This is a genomic window from Paraburkholderia sp. BR10882, from assembly GCF_040948855.1.
GTDB lineage: Bacteria > Pseudomonadota > Gammaproteobacteria > Burkholderiales > Burkholderiaceae > Paraburkholderia > Paraburkholderia nodosa_A.
In genome coordinates, this window is the sequence record NZ_JBFPKP010000027.1 from 58,415 (window position 1) to 80,295 (window position 21,881).

The 21,881-nt window shown below is 64.9% G+C and carries 18 protein-coding genes; 5 read left to right on the forward strand and 13 right to left on the reverse strand.

The window, feature by feature from the left end; translation table 11 throughout:
- Positions 1–28: 28 nt before the first annotated feature.
- Genes AB3X99_RS37025 through AB3X99_RS37075 form a run of 11 tightly spaced genes read right to left on the reverse strand, consistent with a single transcriptional unit; the run spans position 29 to position 10,374 of the window.
- Positions 29–955, reverse strand: coding sequence for a VOC family protein (locus AB3X99_RS37025; RefSeq protein WP_368619764.1), 927 nt, complete (start codon positions 953–955; stop codon positions 29–31).
- Positions 952–2,532 (reverse strand): FAD-dependent monooxygenase, encoded by a 1,581-nt coding sequence (locus AB3X99_RS37030; protein WP_368619765.1) that lies wholly within the window; start codon positions 2,530–2,532, stop codon positions 952–954. Before AB3X99_RS37030 ends, AB3X99_RS37025 begins: the two co-directional genes overlap by 4 nt.
- Before the next feature lie 22 nt (positions 2,533–2,554).
- Complete coding sequence (locus tag AB3X99_RS37035) at positions 2,555–3,310, reverse strand: SDR family NAD(P)-dependent oxidoreductase (RefSeq protein ID WP_368619766.1); 756 nt, start codon at positions 3,308–3,310, stop codon at positions 2,555–2,557.
- The gene (locus AB3X99_RS37040; protein WP_368619767.1) at positions 3,307–4,224 is read right to left on the reverse strand and encodes a fumarylacetoacetate hydrolase family protein; all 918 of its coding nucleotides are present in this window, start codon (positions 4,222–4,224) and stop codon (positions 3,307–3,309) included. The genes AB3X99_RS37035 and AB3X99_RS37040 overlap by 4 nt, the downstream gene beginning before the upstream one ends.
- A gap of 22 nt (positions 4,225–4,246) precedes the next feature.
- Positions 4,247–4,645 (reverse strand): RidA family protein, encoded by a 399-nt coding sequence (locus AB3X99_RS37045; protein ID WP_368619768.1) that lies wholly within the window; start codon positions 4,643–4,645, stop codon positions 4,247–4,249.
- Positions 4,642–5,775, reverse strand: coding sequence for an Ldh family oxidoreductase (locus tag AB3X99_RS37050; RefSeq protein ID WP_342949969.1), 1,134 nt, complete (start codon positions 5,773–5,775; stop codon positions 4,642–4,644). Before AB3X99_RS37050 ends, AB3X99_RS37045 begins: the two co-directional genes overlap by 4 nt.
- Positions 5,765–6,172, reverse strand: a complete 408-nt coding sequence (locus AB3X99_RS37055; RefSeq protein ID WP_342949968.1) for a cupin domain-containing protein — start codon at positions 6,170–6,172, stop codon at positions 5,765–5,767. Before AB3X99_RS37055 ends, AB3X99_RS37050 begins: the two co-directional genes overlap by 11 nt.
- A 54-nt stretch (positions 6,173–6,226) precedes the next feature.
- The gene (locus tag AB3X99_RS37060; protein WP_368619769.1) at positions 6,227–6,982 is read right to left on the reverse strand and encodes an SDR family NAD(P)-dependent oxidoreductase; all 756 of its coding nucleotides are present in this window, start codon (positions 6,980–6,982) and stop codon (positions 6,227–6,229) included.
- A complete protein-coding gene (locus tag AB3X99_RS37065) occupies positions 6,979–7,404 on the reverse strand; it encodes a Zn-ribbon domain-containing OB-fold protein (protein ID WP_368619770.1) in 426 nt (141 codons plus the stop codon). Before AB3X99_RS37065 ends, AB3X99_RS37060 begins: the two co-directional genes overlap by 4 nt.
- Positions 7,401–8,573 (reverse strand): thiolase family protein, encoded by a 1,173-nt coding sequence (locus AB3X99_RS37070; protein WP_368619771.1) that lies wholly within the window; start codon positions 8,571–8,573, stop codon positions 7,401–7,403. Before AB3X99_RS37070 ends, AB3X99_RS37065 begins: the two co-directional genes overlap by 4 nt.
- Positions 8,574–8,592: 19 nt before the next feature.
- Entirely contained in the window at positions 8,593–10,374 is a 1,782-nt protein-coding gene (locus AB3X99_RS37075) for an AMP-binding protein (RefSeq protein ID WP_368619780.1), read from the reverse strand.
- 61 nt (positions 10,375–10,435) lie between these two features.
- Here AB3X99_RS37075 and AB3X99_RS37080 point away from each other — a divergent pair, with 61 nt between their 5' ends.
- The 3 genes from AB3X99_RS37080 (at position 10,436) to AB3X99_RS37090 (ending at position 14,923) form a co-directional block, all read left to right on the forward strand.
- Positions 10,436–10,945 (forward strand): MarR family transcriptional regulator, encoded by a 510-nt coding sequence (locus AB3X99_RS37080; RefSeq protein WP_342949964.1) that lies wholly within the window; start codon positions 10,436–10,438, stop codon positions 10,943–10,945.
- A gap of 437 nt (positions 10,946–11,382) precedes the next feature.
- Entirely contained in the window at positions 11,383–12,681 is a 1,299-nt protein-coding gene (locus tag AB3X99_RS37085) for a TAXI family TRAP transporter solute-binding subunit (RefSeq protein ID WP_069267300.1), read from the forward strand.
- A gap of 325 nt (positions 12,682–13,006) precedes the next feature.
- Positions 13,007–14,923 carry an AAA family ATPase gene (locus tag AB3X99_RS37090; RefSeq protein ID WP_368619772.1) on the forward strand — a complete coding sequence of 639 codons (1,917 nt, stop codon included), beginning with the start codon at positions 13,007–13,009 and terminating at the stop codon, positions 14,921–14,923.
- A gap of 31 nt (positions 14,924–14,954) precedes the next feature.
- Here AB3X99_RS37090 and AB3X99_RS37095 read toward each other — a convergent pair whose 3' ends face one another.
- Positions 14,955–19,796: an NAD-glutamate dehydrogenase gene (locus tag AB3X99_RS37095; protein ID WP_368619773.1), complete on the reverse strand. Its 4,842-nt coding sequence runs from the start codon at positions 19,794–19,796 to the stop codon at positions 14,955–14,957.
- Positions 19,797–19,844: 48 nt separating this feature from the next.
- The gene (locus tag AB3X99_RS37100; RefSeq protein WP_368619774.1) at positions 19,845–20,420 is read right to left on the reverse strand and encodes a LysR substrate-binding domain-containing protein; all 576 of its coding nucleotides are present in this window, start codon (positions 20,418–20,420) and stop codon (positions 19,845–19,847) included.
- A gap of 17 nt (positions 20,421–20,437) precedes the next feature.
- Here AB3X99_RS37100 and AB3X99_RS37105 point away from each other — a divergent pair, with 17 nt between their 5' ends.
- Both AB3X99_RS37105 and AB3X99_RS37110 read left to right on the forward strand, forming a co-directional pair.
- The gene (locus AB3X99_RS37105) at positions 20,438–21,142 is read left to right on the forward strand and encodes an SDR family oxidoreductase (protein ID WP_342949960.1); all 705 of its coding nucleotides are present in this window, start codon (positions 20,438–20,440) and stop codon (positions 21,140–21,142) included.
- 10 nt (positions 21,143–21,152) lie between these two features.
- A complete protein-coding gene (locus AB3X99_RS37110) occupies positions 21,153–21,731 on the forward strand; it encodes a pyridoxamine 5'-phosphate oxidase family protein (protein WP_368619775.1) in 579 nt (192 codons plus the stop codon).
- Positions 21,732–21,881: the final 150 nt, after the last annotated feature.

Sequence of the window (21,881 nt, forward strand, 5' to 3'; positions counted from 1 at the left end):
TTCGTCTTCCGACAATCCATACGCGGGGTCACCGTGGCTCCAGGTTGGCATTCATCTCCCCTCCCCAGAATTCCGGCGACCACGTCGGCCCCCAGATGTACGGCAAGACCGTCCAGTCCCGGCTCACCCATTGGTCGCTGATCTTGTCCATGTCGGCGTAGTACTCCACCCAGCTACCCCACGGATCCCGCACATACTGGAACAGGTTCGACGCCAGCGCATGTCGTCCCGGGCCGAAGCTGTCCCGGTAACCCGCCTCGCGCATGCGCCAGGCGCCGAAACCGATGTCGTCGATCCCGCCCATCTGGAAGCTGGCATGCTGGAAGCCGCGGTGCGTACTGGCGATCAGGCCGAAACAGTGGTGGTCGATCACGCCCTCGCCCGCAGCGAGGAAGCTCACCTTTCCGACTGCCCTGTCGGCCACACGCAGGCCGAGCGTATCGCACAGGAAGCGCTCCGCCCTTGCCAGGTCGGGGGTGAAGATCAGCACGTGGCCTATCTTGAGCGGGGCGCGCCCGCCATCGAGTGCCTGCCACGCCGCGACGTCCACCGGCCGGCGCAGCACGGCATCGGCGGCGGGCTCCGCGAGCGACCCCGGAACATGTGGGCTGAGATGAATCCATGTACCCCACGGGTCCTGGAACCAGAGCCCGTCGCGGTGGCCGCCGGGCGGGGCCTGCTCGAGGACGTCGAGTCCGGCCTGTGTCAGCTTCTCGATGAAGGCCGCGCGCTGCAGCGGATCAAAGTAGAAAGACACGTGATGCAGCCGCTTGCCCGCGCCGGCCGACAAGATCAGTTCATCGTTGGTTCGGCCAGGCGAGCGCATGCGCAGCACGCCCGGTTGCACCGTCGCGGTTTCGAGGCCGAAGGTCTCGTAGAAGGCCCGGGCGGCGCCCAGGTCCGGTACTTCCAGGCCAAAGCCGTTCAGGCCGAGCACGCTGGGTCCACGGATCATTGCGAACTCCCTTGCGGCGCGGGCACGCCGACGATGGATGCATAGAGGTCTTCGGCACGTTGCGGGGCGATCGGCACGATGGCGGCGACATGGTCGTCCGGGCGAATCAGCACCAGCGTGCCGTCCGCCACGCCGAGGCGCTCGCGCAACTGGTTGCCGACATCGAGCAGGGCGCGGTCGCGCAGGCCGGAGTCGAGGGGGGCGTCCCAGCGCGACACCACGAAGTGACGCAAGGCGGGGGACGTGTTGTGTGGGATCTGCGGCTGGCGGCGCACGTCGTCGAAATACAGCGCGAGGAAATTGCCGTCGACGAGATCGTGGACCCGGACTGGCCGTCCGGCGGGGCCATGCAGCAGGAAATCCGGGATGCGCTCGCCTACCTGCAGCGGCGGCGGCTCGGCCTCCGTTCGGATCATCGACCAGTCGCCGCTGCCGTTGATATCCAGCCGCACGCCCAGCAGCGTGCGCGTATAGGCGTTGCCCCAGTCCTGCAGCGCCGCGGTGGGTTTTGCCTCGTCCTGCATGGCCATGTGGTGACGCGCGGCCTCCGCCATCTCGCCCGCGCCTTCCTCCGCAACCGGGCGCTGTTCGCGCTCGTAGCCGTCCAGCAGGCTGCTGTCGGCCCAGCCGCGCAGCACCCACGCGAGGCGCCATGGCAGGCTGATGGCATCCAGCACGCCGGTATTGAGGCCAAGCGCCCACATCGGTGTAATCAGATGCGCAGCGTCGCCCATCAGGAACACGCGGTCGCGCCGCCACTGGCGCGCAATGCGGTGGTGCACGCGGTAGCTCACCCGCCCCAGCAACTCGACCTTGTCGACCTTGCCGATGAAGCGCAGCACCTTGCTGCGCAGCGCCTCGTCGGTGGGTTCGTCCGCGTCCCTGGCGAGCGGATAGAGGAAGCGCCAGCAGTGCGGCTGCCGCACCAGGATCATCCACTCCTGCGCATCCGAGAAGTACGCGAGATAGGGATAGTCGCGCGGATTGGCCACATCGAGGTCGACCTTGAGATCCACCAGCATGTAGCGCACATCGAGCGACGTGCCGACCACCGGAACACCGCATTGCGCGCGCACCGTGCTGCGGCCGCCGTCGCACGCCAGCAGGTAGCTGCCCTCGAAGCGCTGCGGGCCATCGGGCGTGTCGAAGATGGCTTGCACACCGCTGGCGCCGGAGTCGAACGACACCAGGCGGTGCTTCATCAGCAAGCGGCCTTGCGGCACACGCTGCACCGCGTCGCGCAGGATCGGCTCGAGATGGTGCTGCGGCAGGTTGACGACGAACGGGTAGCGCGTCTCGTCGCGCAGCACGGCCGTGCGCACAGACGACTGCGAGAGATTGCTCTCCCGTTCGATCTCGCCGATCTCTTCGACTCGAAGCGCACGCTCCAGCACGGCATCGGCGACGCCATAGCGGCGAAAGGCCTCCAACGTGCGCGTCAGCAGCGTGCCCGCCTTGGTGTCGAGCGACAGGCTGCCGTCTTCCTCGAACAGCAGAAAGGGAATGCCGTAGTACGCAAGACCGAGCGCCGTGGTCAGCCCGATCGGCCCAGCGCCAACGATCAGTACAGGCTGCATGGTTGTGGTTCTCCGGTGAATGTCATTGCTCGTGCCCCGCGGGTTCGCTGGCCTGCCAGGCATAGTCCCGGCTGAGCACCGACGCGGTCATGGTGGCGGCGTCGGACAGCAGGAACATCAGCGGCCCCGTGACGTCCTCCGGCTGGCCTACCCCGAGCGTGGCGGCCCAGTGCGCGTCGTCGCTCCCGGCATTGGCATGCCGGTACTGGGGCGTGTCGATGACGCCGGGGGCGATCAGGTTGACCCGCACCCGATGCCGGGCCACCTCCTTCGCTGCACTTTTGATGAAGGCCACCAGTGCGGCTTTGCTGGCGGCATACGCGGCGGACTCGGCCCAGCCGCTATGGGCCAGTCCCGACGAGAACGCGAGCACGCTGCCGCGCCGCCGCCGGATCATGCCGGGCATCGCAGCCTGGTAGCACCACACCACGCCATCGAGATTGATGCCGAGCGTGCGCTGCCAGTCAGCCGGCGCCGTGTCATGCACAGCCCGGCGCGGCTGCACCGCCGCTGCGCAGACCAGACCGTCAATGTGGCCATGTTCGTTCTCGATGGACCGCATGGCGGCCATCACGGCATCGCGGTCGCTGACGTCGAGCCGGACAAACTGCAGGCGCGGCTCGGCGGCCAGCAACGCCGCGGCGGCGTGCTCGTCCACGTCGCAGACAATCACCGCTGCCCCCGCCCCCGCGCAGGCACGCGCAAGCGCCGCGCCGATCCCGTTCGCGCCGCCCGTGATGACGATCACGTCGCCGCTTGCATCGAAGCTGGCTTTCATGGGCGCCTCCGCATGTCCGTAACACTCGATTGTCCATACAGGTCGGTCTCGACCACCCGGTTGACCAGTTCGCCCAAGCCCGTACCGCGCACGGTCACGACGTCGCCGGCTTGCAGGAAAACCTGCGGCTCGCGTGCGTTGCCCACGCCGGCCGGCGTGCCGGTCAGAACGAGGTCGCCCGCGTGCAGCGTCATACCGAACGACAACTCGGCGATGAGCTCGGGAATATCGAAAGCCATCTGCGACACTGAGGCGTCCTGCAGTAGCTCGCCGTTGACGAGGCATTGCAGCCGGACTTCGCGCGGATCGATCTCGTCGGCCGTCACCAGGAAGGGCCCCAACGGCATGCTGCTGTCGATGCTCTTGCCCTTCAGCCACTGGCCGCCGTGACGGCGTTGCAGGTCGCGCTGAGAAATGTCGTTTGCGAGGCAATAGCCCCAGACGTGCCGCATGGCGTCTCTCGCGGCGATGCTGCGGCCGCCGGTGCCGATGACCAGCGCGAGTTCGGCCTCGTAGTCCCATTTGGCCGAGATGCGCGGATCGAAAGCGATGTCGTCGCGCGGTCCAATGACGGTGTGCGGACTCTTGGTGAAGAAGGTCGGGGCTTCGGGACGCGACACGTCCTGCCCTTCACGCTTGCCCTCGCCTTCCAGAAAATGGTCCCAGTAGTTCCAGCCGACACAAAGCACATCGCGCGGCAAACGCTGCAGCGGCGGCAGCAGGCGCAGGCCATCGATTGCGATGCACTCCAGCGTGCCGTCGCACAACGCGCTGGCGATACTGCACAGCGCATCCTGGCCACCGGTGATCACATCGCGCAGGTCGCCCATAGACAGCGGCAATGGGGCCACCTGGTCGCCTTCGACCACCCCGATGCGCGCCCGCCCCTCGTAGATGAAACTTGCAAATCGCATGATTCGGACTCCGATACGTGTCTCAGGCGTTCGGCAGAACCGCGATCGCGCTGATCTCGATCAGGTATTCCGGCGAGACCAGCTTGCTGACCTCGACCATGGTCGAAGCCGGCAGTGGCGCCTTGAAAAACTCGCGGCGCACGTCGTGGACGCGGTCGAAATGCTCGATGTTGCGTACGTACACATCGACGCGACAGATGTCGTCGAGCGAGCCGCCGGCGGCTTTCACGGCGGCGCTCAGGTTCTCGCAGACTTGCCGGGTCTGGGTTACGACGTCGCCGATGCCGGCGATCGAGCCGTCGGGCCGGCGCGCCGTCATGCCGGAGATGAAGACCAGCTTGCCGCTGGCCTCGATGGTGGTGGCCTGCGAGAAGTGGCCGTTGGGTTTGCGCAGTTCGCCGGTGAGAATTTGCGTTTTCATGCTGTCAGGTCCATATCGTCTACAAGGTTGGCAATCGAAGAAGGCAGCGCGGCGGTGAGCGCGCGCGCCAGGGCGGCGAGTTCGATCAGCACCGGCCGCTCGACGCGGCAGGCGCCGCCGGATTCGGCACGCCTCGCCCAGCCGATCTCGCCGGGGGCGTAAAGACGTTCCGTGCCGGGCGCGCGCCGCGACGAGCGCACCGCGGCCGCCGCGTCGCTGACGGTGCGCGCGAACGCGCCGGCGTCGCGGAAATGCGCCACATCGATCGCGAGGAAAAAGTGCGCGCAGTTGTAGGCAATGGCGCTGTCGCCATAGAGCGGTTGCACCGCCGCGCCGGTGGCGCCGCCGGACAGGCCGCCGCACAGTACGTCGACCATGAAGGCGAGGCCGAAGCCCTTGGGGCCGGCCGCCGGAAGCAGCATGCCGGCGATGGCGGCGGCCGCGTCCGTGGTGGGCAGGCCTTGCGCGTCGGTGGCCCAGCCAGCCGGAATCGCGCGGCCGGCGGCGGCGGCCAGCCGGATCTTGCCCATCGCGCTGGCGCTCATCGCCATGTCGAGTTCCACCGGCATGCCGTCGTCACCGGGCACCGCGATAGCCAGCGGGTTGTTGCCGACGACGCTCTGGGCGCCACCCGGCGCGGGCATCAGCGGACGTGTGTTGGACATCGCAATGCCAACGCAGCCATCGCTTGCCAGGGCCCGCGCATAGCGGCCCGCCGCGCCGAAGTGAAAGGCGTTGCGTACCGCCACGGCGCCGATGCCGTGCTCAACGGCCCGCTCCCTCGCGATCGCGACCGCCTGTCGCGCGGAAAGCTGGCCCAGCATGTTTGCGGCGTCGAGCACCACGCAGGCGCCGTGGTCATGGGCCACAGCGGCCCGCGACGCCGCCGTCACGGATCCGCTGCGCAGGCGCTGCGCATACATGTGGACCAGCATGACGCCGTGCGAGGAGATGCCTTCCATGTCGGCATCGACCAGAGCCTCTGCGACATACGCGGCATCGGCAGCAGCTACGCCGAGCCGCTCGAAGATCGCGCCGACCGCCGCGCACAGGTCCCGCGGATCGGTCTCGCAATGGCTCGAGGGCGTGGGAATGCCGGGAATGGCGGCACCTTTGTGGTCAGTGGGCATCGCGCTCATCCGTGTACCAGCTCGGCTGCTGCGGATAGTGCGGACCGTCGTAGATTTCCACCACGATGGTGTCTTCGTGCGCGAGCGTCGGGCCGTGGATGTGCCCCTTGGGATTCCAGTAGAAGCTACCCGGCATCAGCACCACATTCGTGGCCGTGTATTCGTAGCGACCCTGCAGGCAGAACATGAACTGGTTCGATGCATGCGAGTGCGGCACGGGAATCGACACGCCCTTCTCGAACCGGATCAGCGCGATGGAAGCGCCGGTGGCGTCGTCGCGCCACAGCATTTTCTCGTAGAGGCCCGGCAGGGACTTGGGGCGCCACGGCATGTCTTCGCTATTTAGGAGTACTTCTTCTAGCGGGGGAATGGACGAGGTGGAACTCGACGGGTTCACGATGTTGTCTCCGGTTTGTTTCTGGTGGTTTGGATGAAGTGAGGTTAAGAGGCCTCAGAGCGCCAGAGAAGCGGCCAGGCTCCCCCCGCCACAGACGAAGAGGTTCTGCCCCGTGATCCAGCCATTTGCGGGATCGGCAAAGAAGAGCACCGCGCGTGCTACGTCGTCCGGGCGGCCGAGGCGCTGGAGCGGCAGTGAAGCGGCCAGGGCGCGCGCGCGTTCGCCATGCTCCGGGATATCGCGAATCAGCATGCCGGTGACGATGGGCCCGGGCGACACCGTATTGACCGTGATGCCGGACGGCCCGGATTCCAGCGCCCAGGTGCGGGTCATCGCGGCCAGCGCGGCCTTGCTCGCGCCATAGGCGGTGCGTCCGGCCAGGCCCACGATCGCGCGCGACGCCACATTGACGATGCGGCCGAAGCGCTGTGCCTTCATGTGCGGCAGGCAGGCCTGCGCCAGCTTCATTGCGCAGCGCACGTGCAGCGTCATCATCAGGTCGAACTCGGCATCGTCTACGTCTTCGAGCAGGGTGTTGCGCACCGCGCCGGCGTTGTTGACGAGGATGTCGGCCTGCTCTGCATGAGCGAGCGCCGCCAGTGTGCGAATGCCTTCGGGCGTCGACAGGTCCACGACGCTGGAGATGAGGCGCGGATGCGCACTGGCGGACGGCTCGAGCCCTGCGGCAATCACGCGCGCGCCTTGCGCGAGCAGCGCCTCGTTGACGGCCAGTCCGATGCCCGCGCTACCCCCGGTCACCACGGCCGTACGTCCCACGAAACGCTGGGTTTCACGGTGGAGATGGCTCATACCGCCCCCCCGTGTTCCGGCGATGCCACGCAGCGGACGCGCAGCACACCAGCGGGCGCCCATGCTGCGCGGATCAGGCTGACCGCCACACGGGTGCCCGGGGCCAGCATGTCGTCGACCAGCGCGAAAAGCGTGACATCGGAATCCGTGCGAACGGCCGCCACATGTAAAGGCAGCAAACTGACGAAGGCTGGCTCCAGTGTGTGGTGCAGGCGCGTCACCGATAGCACGACGGCCGCGCCGTTGTCGGCCACGTAGTCGATGTGCCCGTGCAGGCAACGCGGGCAATAGCGTTGCGGCGGATAGAACTGGTGGCCGCACTGCGCGCAGCACGGCAGTGCGAGGCCGCCCGGCGGCGTGGACTCCGCCATGCTGTGCCAGGCAAGCGAGCGGCACTGCGCAAAGGAAGCGTCGTGGCTCATGGCGTGACCCCTTCGATGATCGCGGCGCCGGTGGCGAGGCAGCGGTCGTACACGGCCATGCCGTAGCCGCTGGCGAGCCCGATGCGGGCAGCGCGTACCTGATTGGCGCCGGCCTGCGCAGTGACCTGCCGCAAGACTTCCACCAGCCCCAGATAGCCGCCGGCCGCACCGGCCTGTCCGCAGCCGAGCTGGCCGCCGCTTGTGTTGTGCGGAAAGTCGCCGCGGAAACTCAGATCGTGTGACTGAATGAGAGCGGCAGCGGCGCCGGGCGGGCAAAAGCCGAGCCCTTCCAGTTGCAGAAACACTACCGCGGGGTAGTCGTCGTAAGTCGCCAGCACATCGATGTCCCCGCAGCCGACGCCGGCCTCGCGATAGAGGCGGCTGCACTCCTGGGCCCAGCCGCCTCGCAAGATGGCTTCATCGTCGGCGTAGGCATTGTGGCGCTCGACCATCGACCGGATACGGGCGTACGGCAGGCCGAGATGGAGGGCCCGCCGCCGCTGCATCACCAGAAAGCCCTCCGCACCCGCACACGGCATCACGACATCCAGCTTGTGGAGCGGCTCGGCGATTGGCCGGGCGTCGAGGTACGCCTCGAGCGAAATGGGGTCGCGCAACAGCGCGTGCGCGACGGCACTGGCATTGGCGCGCTGCGAGACGCAAAGGCGGCCGAAGTCGGCTCGCGTGGCGCCGGTGGCATCCATATAGCGCCGGGTCAGGTGCGCGAACGGCATGTTCGGACCCGCCGCTCCGTAGGGATACACCGCGTCGATGGCCGCCCAGGAAAAGCGACTGGCCAGCCCGGCAAAACCACCGCGCGGGTTGGCATCGGCGCCTATGCAGGCCACGACTTCCGCATCGCCAGCCTCCACCGCCCGTGCCGCGCGGCGCAGCGCGATCACACCGCTGGCGCCGCCGAAAGGTACGGATTCCAGCCAACGCAACGACAGCCCGAGCGACCGCGACAGGCTGGCCACAGGGTCGGGTGCCAGCGTGAAGCTGGAGACGGCGAGGCCGTCAATACTGTCTTTCGACAAGCCGGCGCCAGCCAACAGTTCACGCAGGCATTGCGCGACATACCAGTCCGCTGGCTCGGTGCTGTAGCGCGCGTAGCCTGTCGTGACGGGTACCGCCAGCACGGCTTGCGCGTCTTCGGGTTGGATTGCCATGGGAGACTCCGGCGGCCGCTCAGGCGTTGTCCGCCGGATGCGAGGCGGAGCGTTTCTTCAGGGCGCGCAGGTCGAATGCGGCGCCCTCGCCAGCCAGGCGGCGCATGATTTCGCGCAGCACCCCACGCTGCAGCTTCTGGGAAGCAGTCAGCGGAAGCGCGGACACGAACGCGATGTAGCCCGGGAGCTTGTAGTAAGCGAGCCGCTGCGCCGCAGCCTCGAATATTTGCAGGGCCACCTCGTGCGAAGGCGCGTGGCCGGCGGCAAGCTCGACGCACGCCATGACTTCCTCGCCCCGCGTCTCGTCTTCGACGGGTCCCACGCCGACGTTGCGCACAACGGGCAACTGATTGAGCACGGCCTCCACTTCGAGCGAGGCGATGTTCTCGCCGCTGCGCCGGATGATGCTCTTCTTGCGGTCGACGAAATGCAGGGCGCCGTCGCTACCCGCGCGCACGATGTCCCCGGTATGGAAGTAATCGCCAGCCCATGCGGCTTCGGTCAACTCTGGCTGGTTGGCGTAGCCCGAGAAGAAACCCGCCCGGGGGTCCGGACCGGCGGCGCGCACCCACAGTTCGCCGGAGCTACCGGGCGGCACGTCAACACCTGCGTCGTCGACGATCCGGTATTCCATGTGCCCCGACGGTCGGCCGAAGCAACGGCTGCCGGCATGGCGCGGCTCGACGTTGGCCGCCACCGCCGCTCCCGCGCCGACTTCGGTCATCGACCACGACTCCACCAGCGGAAAGCCGAAGCGCGCCTCGAACGCCGCCTGGTGTTTCGGATGCACGCCAGCGCCGAAGCCGAACTTCACTGCGTGCGCGCGGTCGCCGGGCTGGGGCGGGAACTGCAGCAGGATGGCCGGCATCACGCCGAGGTAATGCACGATGGTGGCGCCGCTCTGAGCGACGGTCTGCGCCCAGGTGCCGGGGTGGAAACGGTCAAGCTGAATGATGCAACCGCCGCTCAGGATCATCGCCATCGACGAGCAGGCCAGCGCGTTCATATGCACCAGCGGCAACGGGGTGATCAGGCGTTCGGCACCGGGCTCGATCGCGCACAGGCCGCCGAGCGACAGGTACCAGCGGCCGAACGCCAGCATGTAGGCATTCGAGAGCATGCAGCCCTTCGGCAAACCCGTGCTGCCCGAGGTATAGACCAACGCACACTCGTCCGTGCTGGCTGCGAACGTGCCGGGCAGCACCGGCACCCGGGGCGCGTCGTCGCCGAGGCAGCAAACCGGCGGCAATGCCCTGTCGGTGCCGGCCAGTGCGAGGTGCAGTGCGGGTTCCAGTGCCGCCCTTCGTCCTTCCAGCGTGACCACCATCACGGCCGCGCTGTCGCGCAGCACATGCGCCATCTCCGCAGCGCTGTGCTCTGCGTTGAGCGGCACGATCGACACGCCGATGCCGTTGAGCGCCAGCCAGCACAGGAAGAACTCGGCGCGGTTGTCGAGCATCACGGCGACGCGATGGCCGCGCGTCAGGCCAGCTTCGCGGAAATCGGCCTCCAGCGCCTGCACGCGAAGGGCTGCTTCGCCGTATTCCCAGTCCACCGCTTGCCCCCCGTACCCCGCCGTTGCTTGCGCGGGAATGTGGAGAAAAGGATGCGCCGGATAGCGGTCCGACGTTGCGTCAAAGGCCGCTCGAACCGAGCCGCCAGAGATTGCGGCGCTATCGCCCGGTTGCCCAGGAAACCCGCACGAGGAATCAAAAGCCATGTCGTGTCTCGCCCATTTCATTGTCTTTCTGATGTCGGCCGGTTGTTGTCCCCGGTCAGACCATGAGCGAATACTAGTCATCGAGTATCTTGATGTCAAGCAATCAATTGCGAAGTTATTTGGAGCCAAGTAAAATTCGCGTATGACTACCCTTGACTATGTGGACCAATTTCTCGCCGAATGGCGTACGGCGCGCCCCGACCTGGATCTGCAACACGCCGACATGCTGATCAGAGTGATCCGTCTGGGCGGCGTGCTGGAGCGAGAGCTGATCAAGCTTTCCCAAGCCCACGGCATCACCTCGGGCCAGTTCCAGGTGCTGGCGGCGCTGCGTCGGCGCTACCCCAAAACGGCATCCCCGTCGGACCTGAGCCGCATCGCCATCCTTACGACCGGCACGATGACCGTGCTGCTGGACCGGCTGGAAGACAAGGGCCTGGTGCGCCGTCTGCCCGATCCGAATGACCGCCGGCGGCTCGAAGTGGAACTGACGGAAGAAGGCCTGGCGTGCATCGATCGTGCACTGGACGAGCGGGTCGGCCGGCTGAACGCGCTGACGGCGATGCTCGATCCGGAAGAGTCCGTCGCTGCAGGCCATGCACTGCGTCATTTGTTGAACGCGATCGACGCTTCAGGCGACGGCGGCGACTGATCGGCAAAGGGGATGCCAGCTCAGGCGCCGCGCGGGAAATTACAGCGCGAATCGATCCGGTCAGCCTTTGGCGTCGCGCCTTCTCGATGGGTCGATGTGACGGAGCCAAGTAAACGCCATGAAGGTATGTCAAGTAAAAAGGCGAATCCATCGCTTCCAATATTAATTTGCACTACGACCTATATCTTTGATCCGCGACTACCGATCACCAGACAGCAAGGGGACACCGGCAAGCCTGCCCGCAAACGCTGCGTCCTCGATGCGAAGGTAGATTCCCTCGCCGTGGCATACTCACCCCGAGCGGCAACGGCAATAAGCTCAGCATAACGATCAGAGCGAGCCACGACGCACCGCGACCCTTGCTGCGTTGCATCCTGGAGGCGTACATAACGATGCCCCGACACAATCCGGCACTGCATCGCAGCCAGACAGCACCCATGACCAGGGCGAGGCGGCGCTTCCTGATCGTCGGCGTAATCATTTTGTTGGCTGCGTTTGGCTGGGTGGTGGCGATCGTGGCCGCACCCGCGTTCCAACGCACCATCGTCATGACCAGCGGCGCTGACAACGGCATCTATCGTGGCTTTGCGGATCGCTATGCGCCCATCCTGAAGCGTGCGGGCATCAAGCTCGATATCCGCAGTTCTTCCGGCGCGGTGGAGAATTATGAGCGGTTGAGAGACCCGAACAGCGCCTATGAAGTCGGTTTCATCCAGTCGGGTACCACCAACCCGAAGGAGACCGACGGTCTGCAGACGATCGCTGCCGTGTCGTACGAACCGATCTGGGTGTTCTATCGCGGCGACACGACGGTCGACCGGCTGTCGCAGCTTCGTGGCAAGAAGATTTCGACGGGCGTGCCCGGCAGTGGCCTGCTCAATGTCGCGCAGGTATTGCTCGGCTACAGCGGCATCACGAGCCAGAACTCCACCCTGCTGCAAATGGATGCGCCGGCAGCGTATCAAGGGCTCGAAAGCGGTCAGATCGACGCGGCTTTCTTCATCGGCCGGCCCGACGCCGAGATGCAGAAGATCCTGCTGAACAGCGATCTCAAACTGATGAGTTTCGCCCAGGCAGACGCGCTGGTTCAGAAGTTCCCATCGCTTTCGAAGATCGTCTTGCCACGCGCGTCGACGAGTGTCGCCGATGATCTGCCGCGCACCGACGTCACGCTGCTCGCGGCAACGGCGCTGCTGGTCTCGAAAGACACGCTGCATCCGGCGCTCGTCTATCTGCTGCTCGACGCGGCTCATTCCGTTCACGGTGGCGAAGATTACTTCACGCCGCTCGGCACCTTCCCTAACCTGAAGACGGAAGAATTCCCGCTCTCCGACGAAAGCGTCCGCTACTTCAAATCCGGCCAGCCGTTCCTGTACCGCTATCTGCCGTTCTGGCTCGCGAGCGTGATCGAACGACGGCTGTTGATCCTCGTGCCGTTCGCGGCGCTCCTGATTGGCTTGCTTCAGGCATTGCCGCGGTTGCTCGAAGCACGGATGAAAAAACGGCTCGTCGTCTGGTACCGCGAAATCAAGGCACTCGAAGACGAAGTGTGGAGCAACAGCGAGCCGAGCCCCTCGCAGATCGCGCAATGGAGCGAAGAAATCGAAAACATCGACGCAAACGCGAGCCGGATACGCATTCCGTACCGCTATTTTCAGGATGTCTACGCGCTCAAGCAGGCGATCGGTGTTGTGCGGGACCGGATAGCCCACGTTGCGCAGCGAGCGAACGAATAGCGACGCTCGCCCCATTTATCTTTATTCTGATCGCGGTCCGACCCGCTTGGCAAAGCACGCCAAACAGGGGGCACATCGCCGTTCGCGCCCCCTAAGAAACCACGCAGCCAGGCTAAACCACCGGATTAAAAGGTATTTATCCGTCAATCCCCTTTTTCGCGGGCCGCCTAACGCAGGCATAATCCTATTGGAGCAGCGCGATTAAAAGGGTCGTTTTCGTATTCCTGACTATCCATGGACTACGCAAGGCGAGACGTTCGAGCGCCTCCAGTCCCACGATAGATTATCTGGCGTCGTCACGGCGTCGCCAGGCAGGAAAGGATTCATGAAACCGGCAAGGAATTCGCGGTGGTCACGCTTTGGCCGATACGCGGCGTTGGGTGTATGCGCGGCGGCGCTCGCGGCGGCGTCTGGCTTTTTCTACTGGCGCCATCAAGCGAATCTTGCGCAGTCCCAGCCGGCTGCGCTTACGGGTGTCGCCAGCGAGATGCGGCATGACGCATCGCCATGGACGAAGCGCGAGAAGGATGCCTCGGAATTGCTGCGCGATATTCGCGACCGCGATGTCGCCGCAATTGGCGTGAGCCGCGAAGCAATTCTCGTCTCGACGATCAAGGGCGAAAAGTATTATGTGGCCGATCACAATGGCGCGTTCGCGAACGCCCTGCTGCTCGGCGATCTGAAACCGGGCGCGACGCCGCCCTGGCAACTCGTCTGGCTGCCGCACGCCGATGTGCGCATCGGCGCCGAGCGCTGGACAGAAGCCCTCGACCGTGTGCGCGACGCGTTCAGTCTGCTACTCCCCGTGCTGATGCTAGGCGGCCTGCTGTGGTTCATGCGCCGCGAAATGGGCGGCGGCGCGCAATTGCTCGGCGAATCGCCGACTTTGCGCTTCGACGACGTGATCGGCGCAGGCGAGGCGAAAGCCGCGCTCGCCGACGTGCGCGCGTGGCTCACCGAGCCCGCGCAGTTCACGGGCATGGGCGTGCGCGCGCCATGCGGCGTGCTCATGACAGGCGGCCCGGGCGTCGGCAAGACGCGTCTCGCGCAGGCGCTTGCAGGCGAATGCGGCGCGAATTTCATCGCCATCACGGGCAGCTATTTCAGCGCGAAGTATTACGGTGTGGGCATTCAGAAGGTCAAGCGCCTGTTTGAGCTCGCGCGCAAGAACGCGCCGACGGTCATCTTCATCGACGAGGCGGACGGCCTGGGAAAGCGCACCGATACGGGCGGCGGCCCGGTCGAAGCGGAAAGCAACCGCATCATCAACCAGCTGCTCGCGGAGATGGACGGGTTCGAGTCGAACGAAGGCGTGATCATCGTCGCCGCGACCAATCACCCGGACAATCTCGACGAAGCGCTGCGCCGCCCTGGCCGCTTCGACCGCACGGTGCAGGTGCGTTTGCCCGACCTGGAGGATCGCGCAGAAATTCTGCGCTTCTACGCCGCCAATCTGAAGTCGAAAGCCAACGACCTCGATTTCAACCAGCTCGCACGGCTGACCACGGGCCTTTCCCCGGCCACGCTCTCGATGATCGTGAATCAAGCGGGTCTCGTCGCGCGCAAGGCCGGCAAGCAGCAAGTGGCCGCGGTGCATTTTCTCGAGGCCATCAAGATTGCACGCATTGGCGACGTCAACGGCGCGGAGCGCGCGCTTTCGGACGACGAACGCACGCGCATTGCGATCCATGAAGCAGGACATGGACTCGTCGCCGCCCTCCTCGGCACCGGCGTGCTCGAAGAAGTGACGATTTTGCCGCGTGGCGGCGCGTTGGGCGTGGCGCTGATCACGAAAATGCAGGACAAGTACCTGTATCGCGAGACCGAAATGCGCGACGAGATTCAGGTGCTGCTCGGCGGCCGCAATGCGGAACTGCTCATGTTCAGCGAAGCATCGAGCGGCGCGGCGCAGGATTTGCAGGAGGCCTCGCGCATCAGCCTCGACATGGTGTCGAAGCACGGCTTCAATGCGGATGGCAATCTGTTCAGCCTCGCGGCGCTGCCGCAGCAGGTCGCGGGCTTGCAGTTGAAGAGCGCGATCGAGCACGCGAACGCTCTGCTGCACGAACTCAACGACGCGTGCTTCGCGTTGCTGCGTGCGAACGAGCCGGTGCTGCGCGCGATCGCCGACCAGTTGCTCGAGGCGGAGACGGTGCCCGGCGAGACGGTCTATCGTCTGATTCGCGAGCATGCGGCGGCCGTGGCGAGCACGCAGGCGGTGACCGAAGCGGCCGCCGCGTAAGCCGCTTGCACCGCCGTCATCGTTCGAGTCTTCAAGTCCTTTCGAGCGCCGCCATCGCCCTCACGATCACGAGCAGCACAGAAAGACTCACGCCGCTCGAAGCACGCAGTTCCGTAAGCAACTGCCCATAACGCTCGAGCGCCGCCTCGTGCTGAGCGCACCATGCGTCGACGAGCGTTTGTGCGTCCGCGGTTTCGGAGCCTTGTGCAAGCACGCTCGTGGTGAGCGCGCGCTTGAGGTGCGCCACCTCGGCGAGCGCCGCCGCGCGCGCCATGGTGTCCCAATGCGTCGGCGTAGGCAGCGTCGCTGCACGCTCGCCAATCCAGCTGTAATTGAGCCGCGTACCCAAAGCGAAGTACGCCGCCGCAACGCGCTCAAGAGGACGGTCGCACGCCGCCGCTACATCCGCGATGTCCAGCAGTGCTACCGAAATATCTCCACTCGCCACGCGCAGCGCGAGCGCATTTTCGACGCCCGCCTTCACGAGTTCTCCCTGGCGTGCCGAAAGCGCTTCGAGATCCGGGTCGGGCAGCAGCGTCGGCAATTGCGGCGCGAGGCGCTGAGCGGCGTCGCGGCAGCGTGCCAGCAGCGTGCTCACACCATCGTTGTCCACCGAGCCTGCCTGCAGATGCCGCAGGAACCATAGCGCCGCGCGTTCGAGCAGCCGTGCGATGTCGACGAACATGCGCGCCTGCACGTCGTCGGGCACGCGGTTGTCGAGCGCGTCGATGGCGCGCCAGATATCGTTCAGACCAAATACGTCGCGCGCCATAATGCACGCGCGCACGATTTCGCCGGGCTGCGCGTCGGTTTCCTCCATCAAACGGTGCACGAATGCGCAGCCCACGCGGTTCACGAGCGCGTTCGTCAAATGCGTCGCCAGAATTTCACGCCGCAGCGGATGCCGATGCATGGGTTCGCTAAAGCGCTGCTGCAGTGGCTGCGGGAAGTAGTCGATCAGCAAGTCCGCGACGAGCGGGTCTTCCGGCACCGATGAATCGAGCAGCGCGTCGTAGAGCCACATCTTGCTGTAAGCGAGCAGCACGGCGCGCTCCGGCGACGTGAGCCCGAGTTTCGCGGCCTGGCGTTCGGCGATTTCATCGTCGGTCGGCAGGAATTCGATATGGCGATTCAGACGTCCTGCGCGTTCGAGCCAGCGCATGAGGCGCGATTCGGCATCGAGCAGCTCCACGGCGTAGCGGCCCGCGATCGAAAGCGCCTGAGTCTGGTAGTAGTTGTCGCTCAGCACCAGCAGTCCGACTTCGTCGGTCATCTCCGCGAGCAACGCGTTGCGCTGTTTCGTCGTCATCTCGCCGTCGGCCACCACGAGTCCGAGCAGGATCTTGATGTTGACTTCGTGGTCCGAACAATCTACACCTGCCGAGTTATCGATCGCATCCGTGTTGATGTGGCCGCCATGCTGCGCGAATTCGATGCGCCCGAGCTGCGTGACGCCGAGATTGCCGCCCTCGCCCACGACCTTGCAGCGCAGTTCCGAGCCGTTCACGCGCACCGCGTCGTTGGCTTTGTCGCCGACTTGTGCGTTGGTCTCGCGCGCGGATTTCACATAAGTGCCAATGCCGCCGTTATAGAGCAGGTCGACCTTCGCCAGCAGGATCGCGCGAATCAACTCGGTTGGCGAAAGCGCCGCCGCCTCGATGCTGAGTGCCGTGCGCACCGCCGCCGAAAGCGGGATCGTCTTCATGGTGCGCGCGAACACGCCGCCGCCCGCCGATATCGTAGCCGGGTCGTAGTCGGCCCAGCTCGAGCGTTCGAGCGCGAAGAGCCGCGCGCGCTCGGCAAGGCTCACGGCCGGATCGGGATTCGGGTCGAGGAAAATATGGCGGTGATCGAAAGCTGCGACGAGCTTGATATGCGGCGAGAGCAGCATCCCGTTGCCGAACACGTCGCCCGACATGTCGCCAACGCCGACCACGGTGAAATCGGTGGCCTGCGTATCCACGCCCATTTCGCGGAAATGCCGCTTGACCGACTCCCACGCGCCGCGCGCCGTGATCGCCATCTTCTTGTGGTCGTAGCCCACGGACCCGCCCGAGGCAAAAGCATCGTCGAGCCAGAATCCGTATTCGGCGGATATCGCGTTCGCGTAGTCGGAGAACGTGGCGGTGCCCTTGTCGGCGGCCACGACGAGGTAGGGGTCGTCGGGATCGTGGCGCACGACATCGGGCGGCGGCACGATCGCGTTGTTCACGAGATTGTCGGTGAGATCGAGCAGGCCGCGCAGGAAGGTCTGATAGCACGCCACGCCCTCGCGCATCCATGCTTCGCGGTCGCTCGCCGGCGGCGGGTTCTTCACGACAAAGCCGCCCTTCGAACCCACCGGCACGATCACGACGTTCTTCACCATCTGGGCTTTCATGAGGCCCAGCACTTCGGTGCGGAAGTCTTCGCGGCGATCCGACCAGCGCAGGCCGCCACGAGCGACACGCCCGCCGCGCAAGTGCACACCCTCCACGCGCGGCGAATAAACCCAGATCTCGAACATGGGCTTGGGTTCGGGCAGGCCAGGCACTTTCGAAGGGTCGAATTTGAACGAGAGCGAGGGCCGCTCTGCGCCATTGGCTTCGCGGCGGAAATAGTTGGTGCGCACCGTCGCATTGATCACGCCGAGGAACTGCCGCAGGATGCGATCTTCGTCGAGATTGGGCACCTGGTCGAGCGCACTTTCAATGGCCTTGAGCATGAGTGCCGTGCGCTCTTCCCGTGCCTGTGAATCGCGCGGATCGAACCGGAGTACGAACAGTTCGACGAACTGCCGGGCGATCGCCGGATTGCCGGTTAGCGCACGCTCGATATAGGCGTCGCTGAATGTCGAACCCACCTGGCGAAGGTACTTCGCATAGGCACGCAGGATCGTCACTTCGCGCGCGCTCAGATAGGCGCGCAGCACGAGCCGGTTGAAATCGTCATTTTCGATGCGTGCGTTCCAGACGCTTTCGAATGCGTCTTCGAACAGGCCCTTCACGCGCTCGATGTCAAATTCGGCGTCGTCCGCGAGTTCGAGGCCGAAATCGTGGACCCAAGCAGGCGCGCAAGAAGGCGCCTCGATCACATAGGGCCGCTCTTCATCCACACGCACGCCGAGGTGTTCCAGCATCGGCAGGCTGCGCGAGAGCGCGATCGCTTCGCCCGCGCAATAAACCTTGAAGCGGAACGTACGTGGGCCCGCCTCGATAGGCCGGTACAGATTCATCGCGATGCGCTGCGTTCCCTGCACGCGCTCGATCAGCTCGATATCGCGTACCGCCGTGCGCGCCGGATAATCGTCGCGATAGCCCGGCGGGAACGAATCGGCGTAGCGATGCAAGAGACTCGTGCCCTGCTCTTCGCCGAATGCGTCGAGCAACGCATCGGCCAGATCGTCCTGCCAGCGTCGCGTGACCTGCACGAGCCGCGCTTCGAGTTCGTGCGTGTCGACTTCGGGCATCGAGCCGGGTTCGGCGTGCACGACGAAATGAATCCGTGCGATCGCCGACTCCGAAAGCAGCGGCGTGAACTCAACGGAAACGCCGTTGAAGGCGTCCACGAGCAGGTTTGCAATCCGCCGCCGCAGATCGGTGTTGTACTTGTCGCGCGAGACGTATACGAGGCAGGAAACGAAGCGGTTGAAGCGGTCGCGCCGCACGAATAGGCGCGTGCGCTGGTGTTCCTGCAAGCGCAGCACACCGAGCGCGATGTCGAAAAGCTCGTCTTCGCTCGCCTGCAGCAGTTCATCCCGCGGATAGGTTTCCAGCACCGTCACCAGCGATTTGCCGAGATGGCCTTTCGGCAGAAAACCCGCGCGCTGCACGATATTCGCGCATTTGCGCCGCACGATCGGGATTTCGGCGGTGGAGACCATATAGGCGGTCGAGGTGTAGAGGCCGACGAAGCGGCGCTCGCCGCACACCTTGCCATCCGCGCCGACTAGCTTCACTCCAACGTAGTCCAGATAGCCCGGCCGGTGTACGGTGGCACGCGAGTTCGCTTTCGTCAGGAAAATGGGCCATGCGCCGCTGATGATGTCGACGGCCGCGGGCGGCAACGGCGTGATGTCCGGCGTGCCCGGCGCGCGCAGCGATTCGCGCAGAATGCCGAGGCCCGAGCCTTCCACGCCACGCAGGGCGTAGCCGCCGTCATGCGCGACCAGCGCATAATCGCGCTGGCCGAGGAAAGTGAAATGGTCGGCCACCATCCATTCGAGAAACGCGCGCGCTTCGATGTCCTCTGCGCTCGTTTCGCGCGCTTTCATCGTCTTGATGGTGGTGCGCGCGGCCTCGAGCAGGTTCGGCCAATCTTCTACCGACGCCCGCACGTCGCCAAGCACCTTGGCGATGTCGCTGCGCAATTCGTCGAGCTTTGCTGCATCGCCGCAGCGGTCTACCTCGAAATGGATGAACGAAGCGAGTTGTGATTGCCCGTCACCGGCGCTAGCGCCGCCTTCGTCTACACGCTCGATCGTCCCGTCCTTGCCGCGCCAGATCCGGAATACGGGGTGCAGCGCGGAATGCAGCGCGAGCCCCAGACGGTTGACGGCCATGGAAACCGAATCGACGAGAAATGGCATGTCGTCGTTCACGATTTCGATGACCGTATGGTCCGAATGCCAACCGTGCTGTTCGAGGATCGGGTTGTAGACCTGCATGCGCTCGCTGCCCGGTACAAAGCGCTGCGCGGTTCGCCAGTGCGCCATGGCGGCGCCGTAGAGGTCGGCGATGCTGCGGCTGCGCAGATCCTCCGCGTCGGCGAAATCGTAGTAGTGCCGCAGGAAAGGCTCGACGGTCTGGAACGTCGGCTCGGGCAAGCGCGCCCGCGCAAATTCCATGACGTCGGAGAGCAGATGGGCGACGAATTCTTCGTTCCTCGCTAGCATGACGAACTCCTTGGCGGATAGTCATCGACTGCATCGGCGGTTCAGTCATTATGCACCGGCAAGGTGATCGAACGATGAATGCGTGCGCACGCGCTGTCTCACGGCGAGGCGCTGCACTGCAATGCGGATGGTGGCGCAGAACTTGCTGACTGCGAATGCCCGGTTCAACGCGCTTATATCGCGCTCGACGAGATGTTCGCTCGTGTGTGCAATGCCCTGCCCCGCAATGGCGGCATCGATGGCGAGCGACGATTGACTGAAGTGCGGCCCTTTCAGCTCGCCCACATCATATGTGCAACCGAGGGCGTTGAAAAATTCCGGCCACAGATCATGAGAGTCGTGGAGCAGCACATAGTTTTGCAGGTCCGAGATCGTGCGCACCGGGCGATCGGGCTTGAGCAGTTGCGGGCTGGCTACGCCGAATACCTGCAGCGGAAATAGCGGGTCGCTGACGAGGCCTTTCGCGAACGGCGGCTTGCCGAGCCGCACCGCGATATCCACGCCATCGGACCTGAAGAATTTTATTGTCAGACTATAAGAAACATCATTCGACAATCCAATCATAACGCCATACAGTTTCTGGACGATTTCCCATACGGCGCAGTTCTGACGCGCTGAATCCAATTCAAGGAGAGAGCACGATGGCAGTAGAAAAAGTCGCACTCGTCACGGCGGCCGGCAAGGGTATGGGCGCGGCGATCGCGCGCGAACTGGCAGCCAGCGGCTACCGTCTGGCCTTGATGTCACCCTCCGGCAGTGCGGCCGAACTGGCGAGAGAGCTTGGCGGATTCGGCTTTACCGGCTCGGTGACCGAGCCGGACTGTATCGACCGGTTCGTCCGCGAAACGCTCGAAAAATATGGCCGCATCGACGCTGTGGTGAACAACACGGGGCATCCGCCGAAGGGGGATCTGCTTTCTGTTACAGACGAACAGTGGCACCTCGGGCTCGATCTCATCCTGCTCAACGTCGCTCGCGTGTTGCGTCGCGTGACCCCTGCGTTTCTCGAGCAACGCGGCGGCGCGGTGGTGAATATCTCGAGCTTCGCCGCCGATGCGCCCGAGCAGGCCATGCCCGTTTCTTCCGCGCTGCGCGCCGCGTTGAGTTCGTTCACGCGCCTTTATGCCGACCGCTACGCGAAGGACAATATTCGAATCAACTCCGTGCTGCCGGGGTTTATCGACAGCTGGCCCGAAACGCCCGAGATTGTTGCCCGCATTCCGGTTGGCCGATTCGGGAAGACACAGGAGATCGCACAAACGGTCGCGTTCCTGTTGTCGGATGCCGCGGGGTACATCACGGGGCAAAACATCCGTGTCGACGGCGGCATCGTGCGTGCTCTGTAGCGCGGCAGATATGGATCAGATCGTCGACGAGGTCTGGGCACGCCTGAACGCGGGCGCAAACGCGGGCAATGAGCGCTCGCCCTTCACGATGCTGCAGGTCGCGACGATTGCGCTGGACGGTGCGCCTGCCGTGCGGACGGTCGTGTTGCGCCGTGTCTCTCGCGAGCGGCGCTCAGTCATGTTTCATACCGACGTGCGGTCTACAAAGGTGTCTGAATTGCGGCGCGACCCGCGCGTATCGCTCGTCGGCTGCGATCTCGACGGCGGGATCCAGATAAGGCTGCACGGCGTTGCGAGAATCGTCGAGACGCCCTCGGATACGAGAGCTGTCTGGGACTCGAGCAGACCTCGGACGTTGATCGTCTATCGCACGCCGCTTGCGCCCGCGACACCGGTTGCGTCTCCCGCCGAAGCGCATGCAACGACGCTCGCCGAAGATCCCGACTCATCGGCGGGATTCGAAAACTTCTGTCTGATTGATGTGACCGTATCGAGCATTGACTACCTCGATCTGAATCCCGCAGGGCATAGGCGGGCCAGTCTGGTGTTTGAAGAAGGGGAATGGTGCGGGACCTGGGTGGCGCCTTGAATTGACGAGCTGCTTTTTTTAATGCGCCCAAACGCCAGAACCCCGGCTCTCTTTCGGAGACACCGGGGTTCTGGACTTGCTGCATAAGGAGCCTGACGATTACCTACTTTCACACGGGCAATCCGCACTATCATCGGCGTGGAGCTGTTT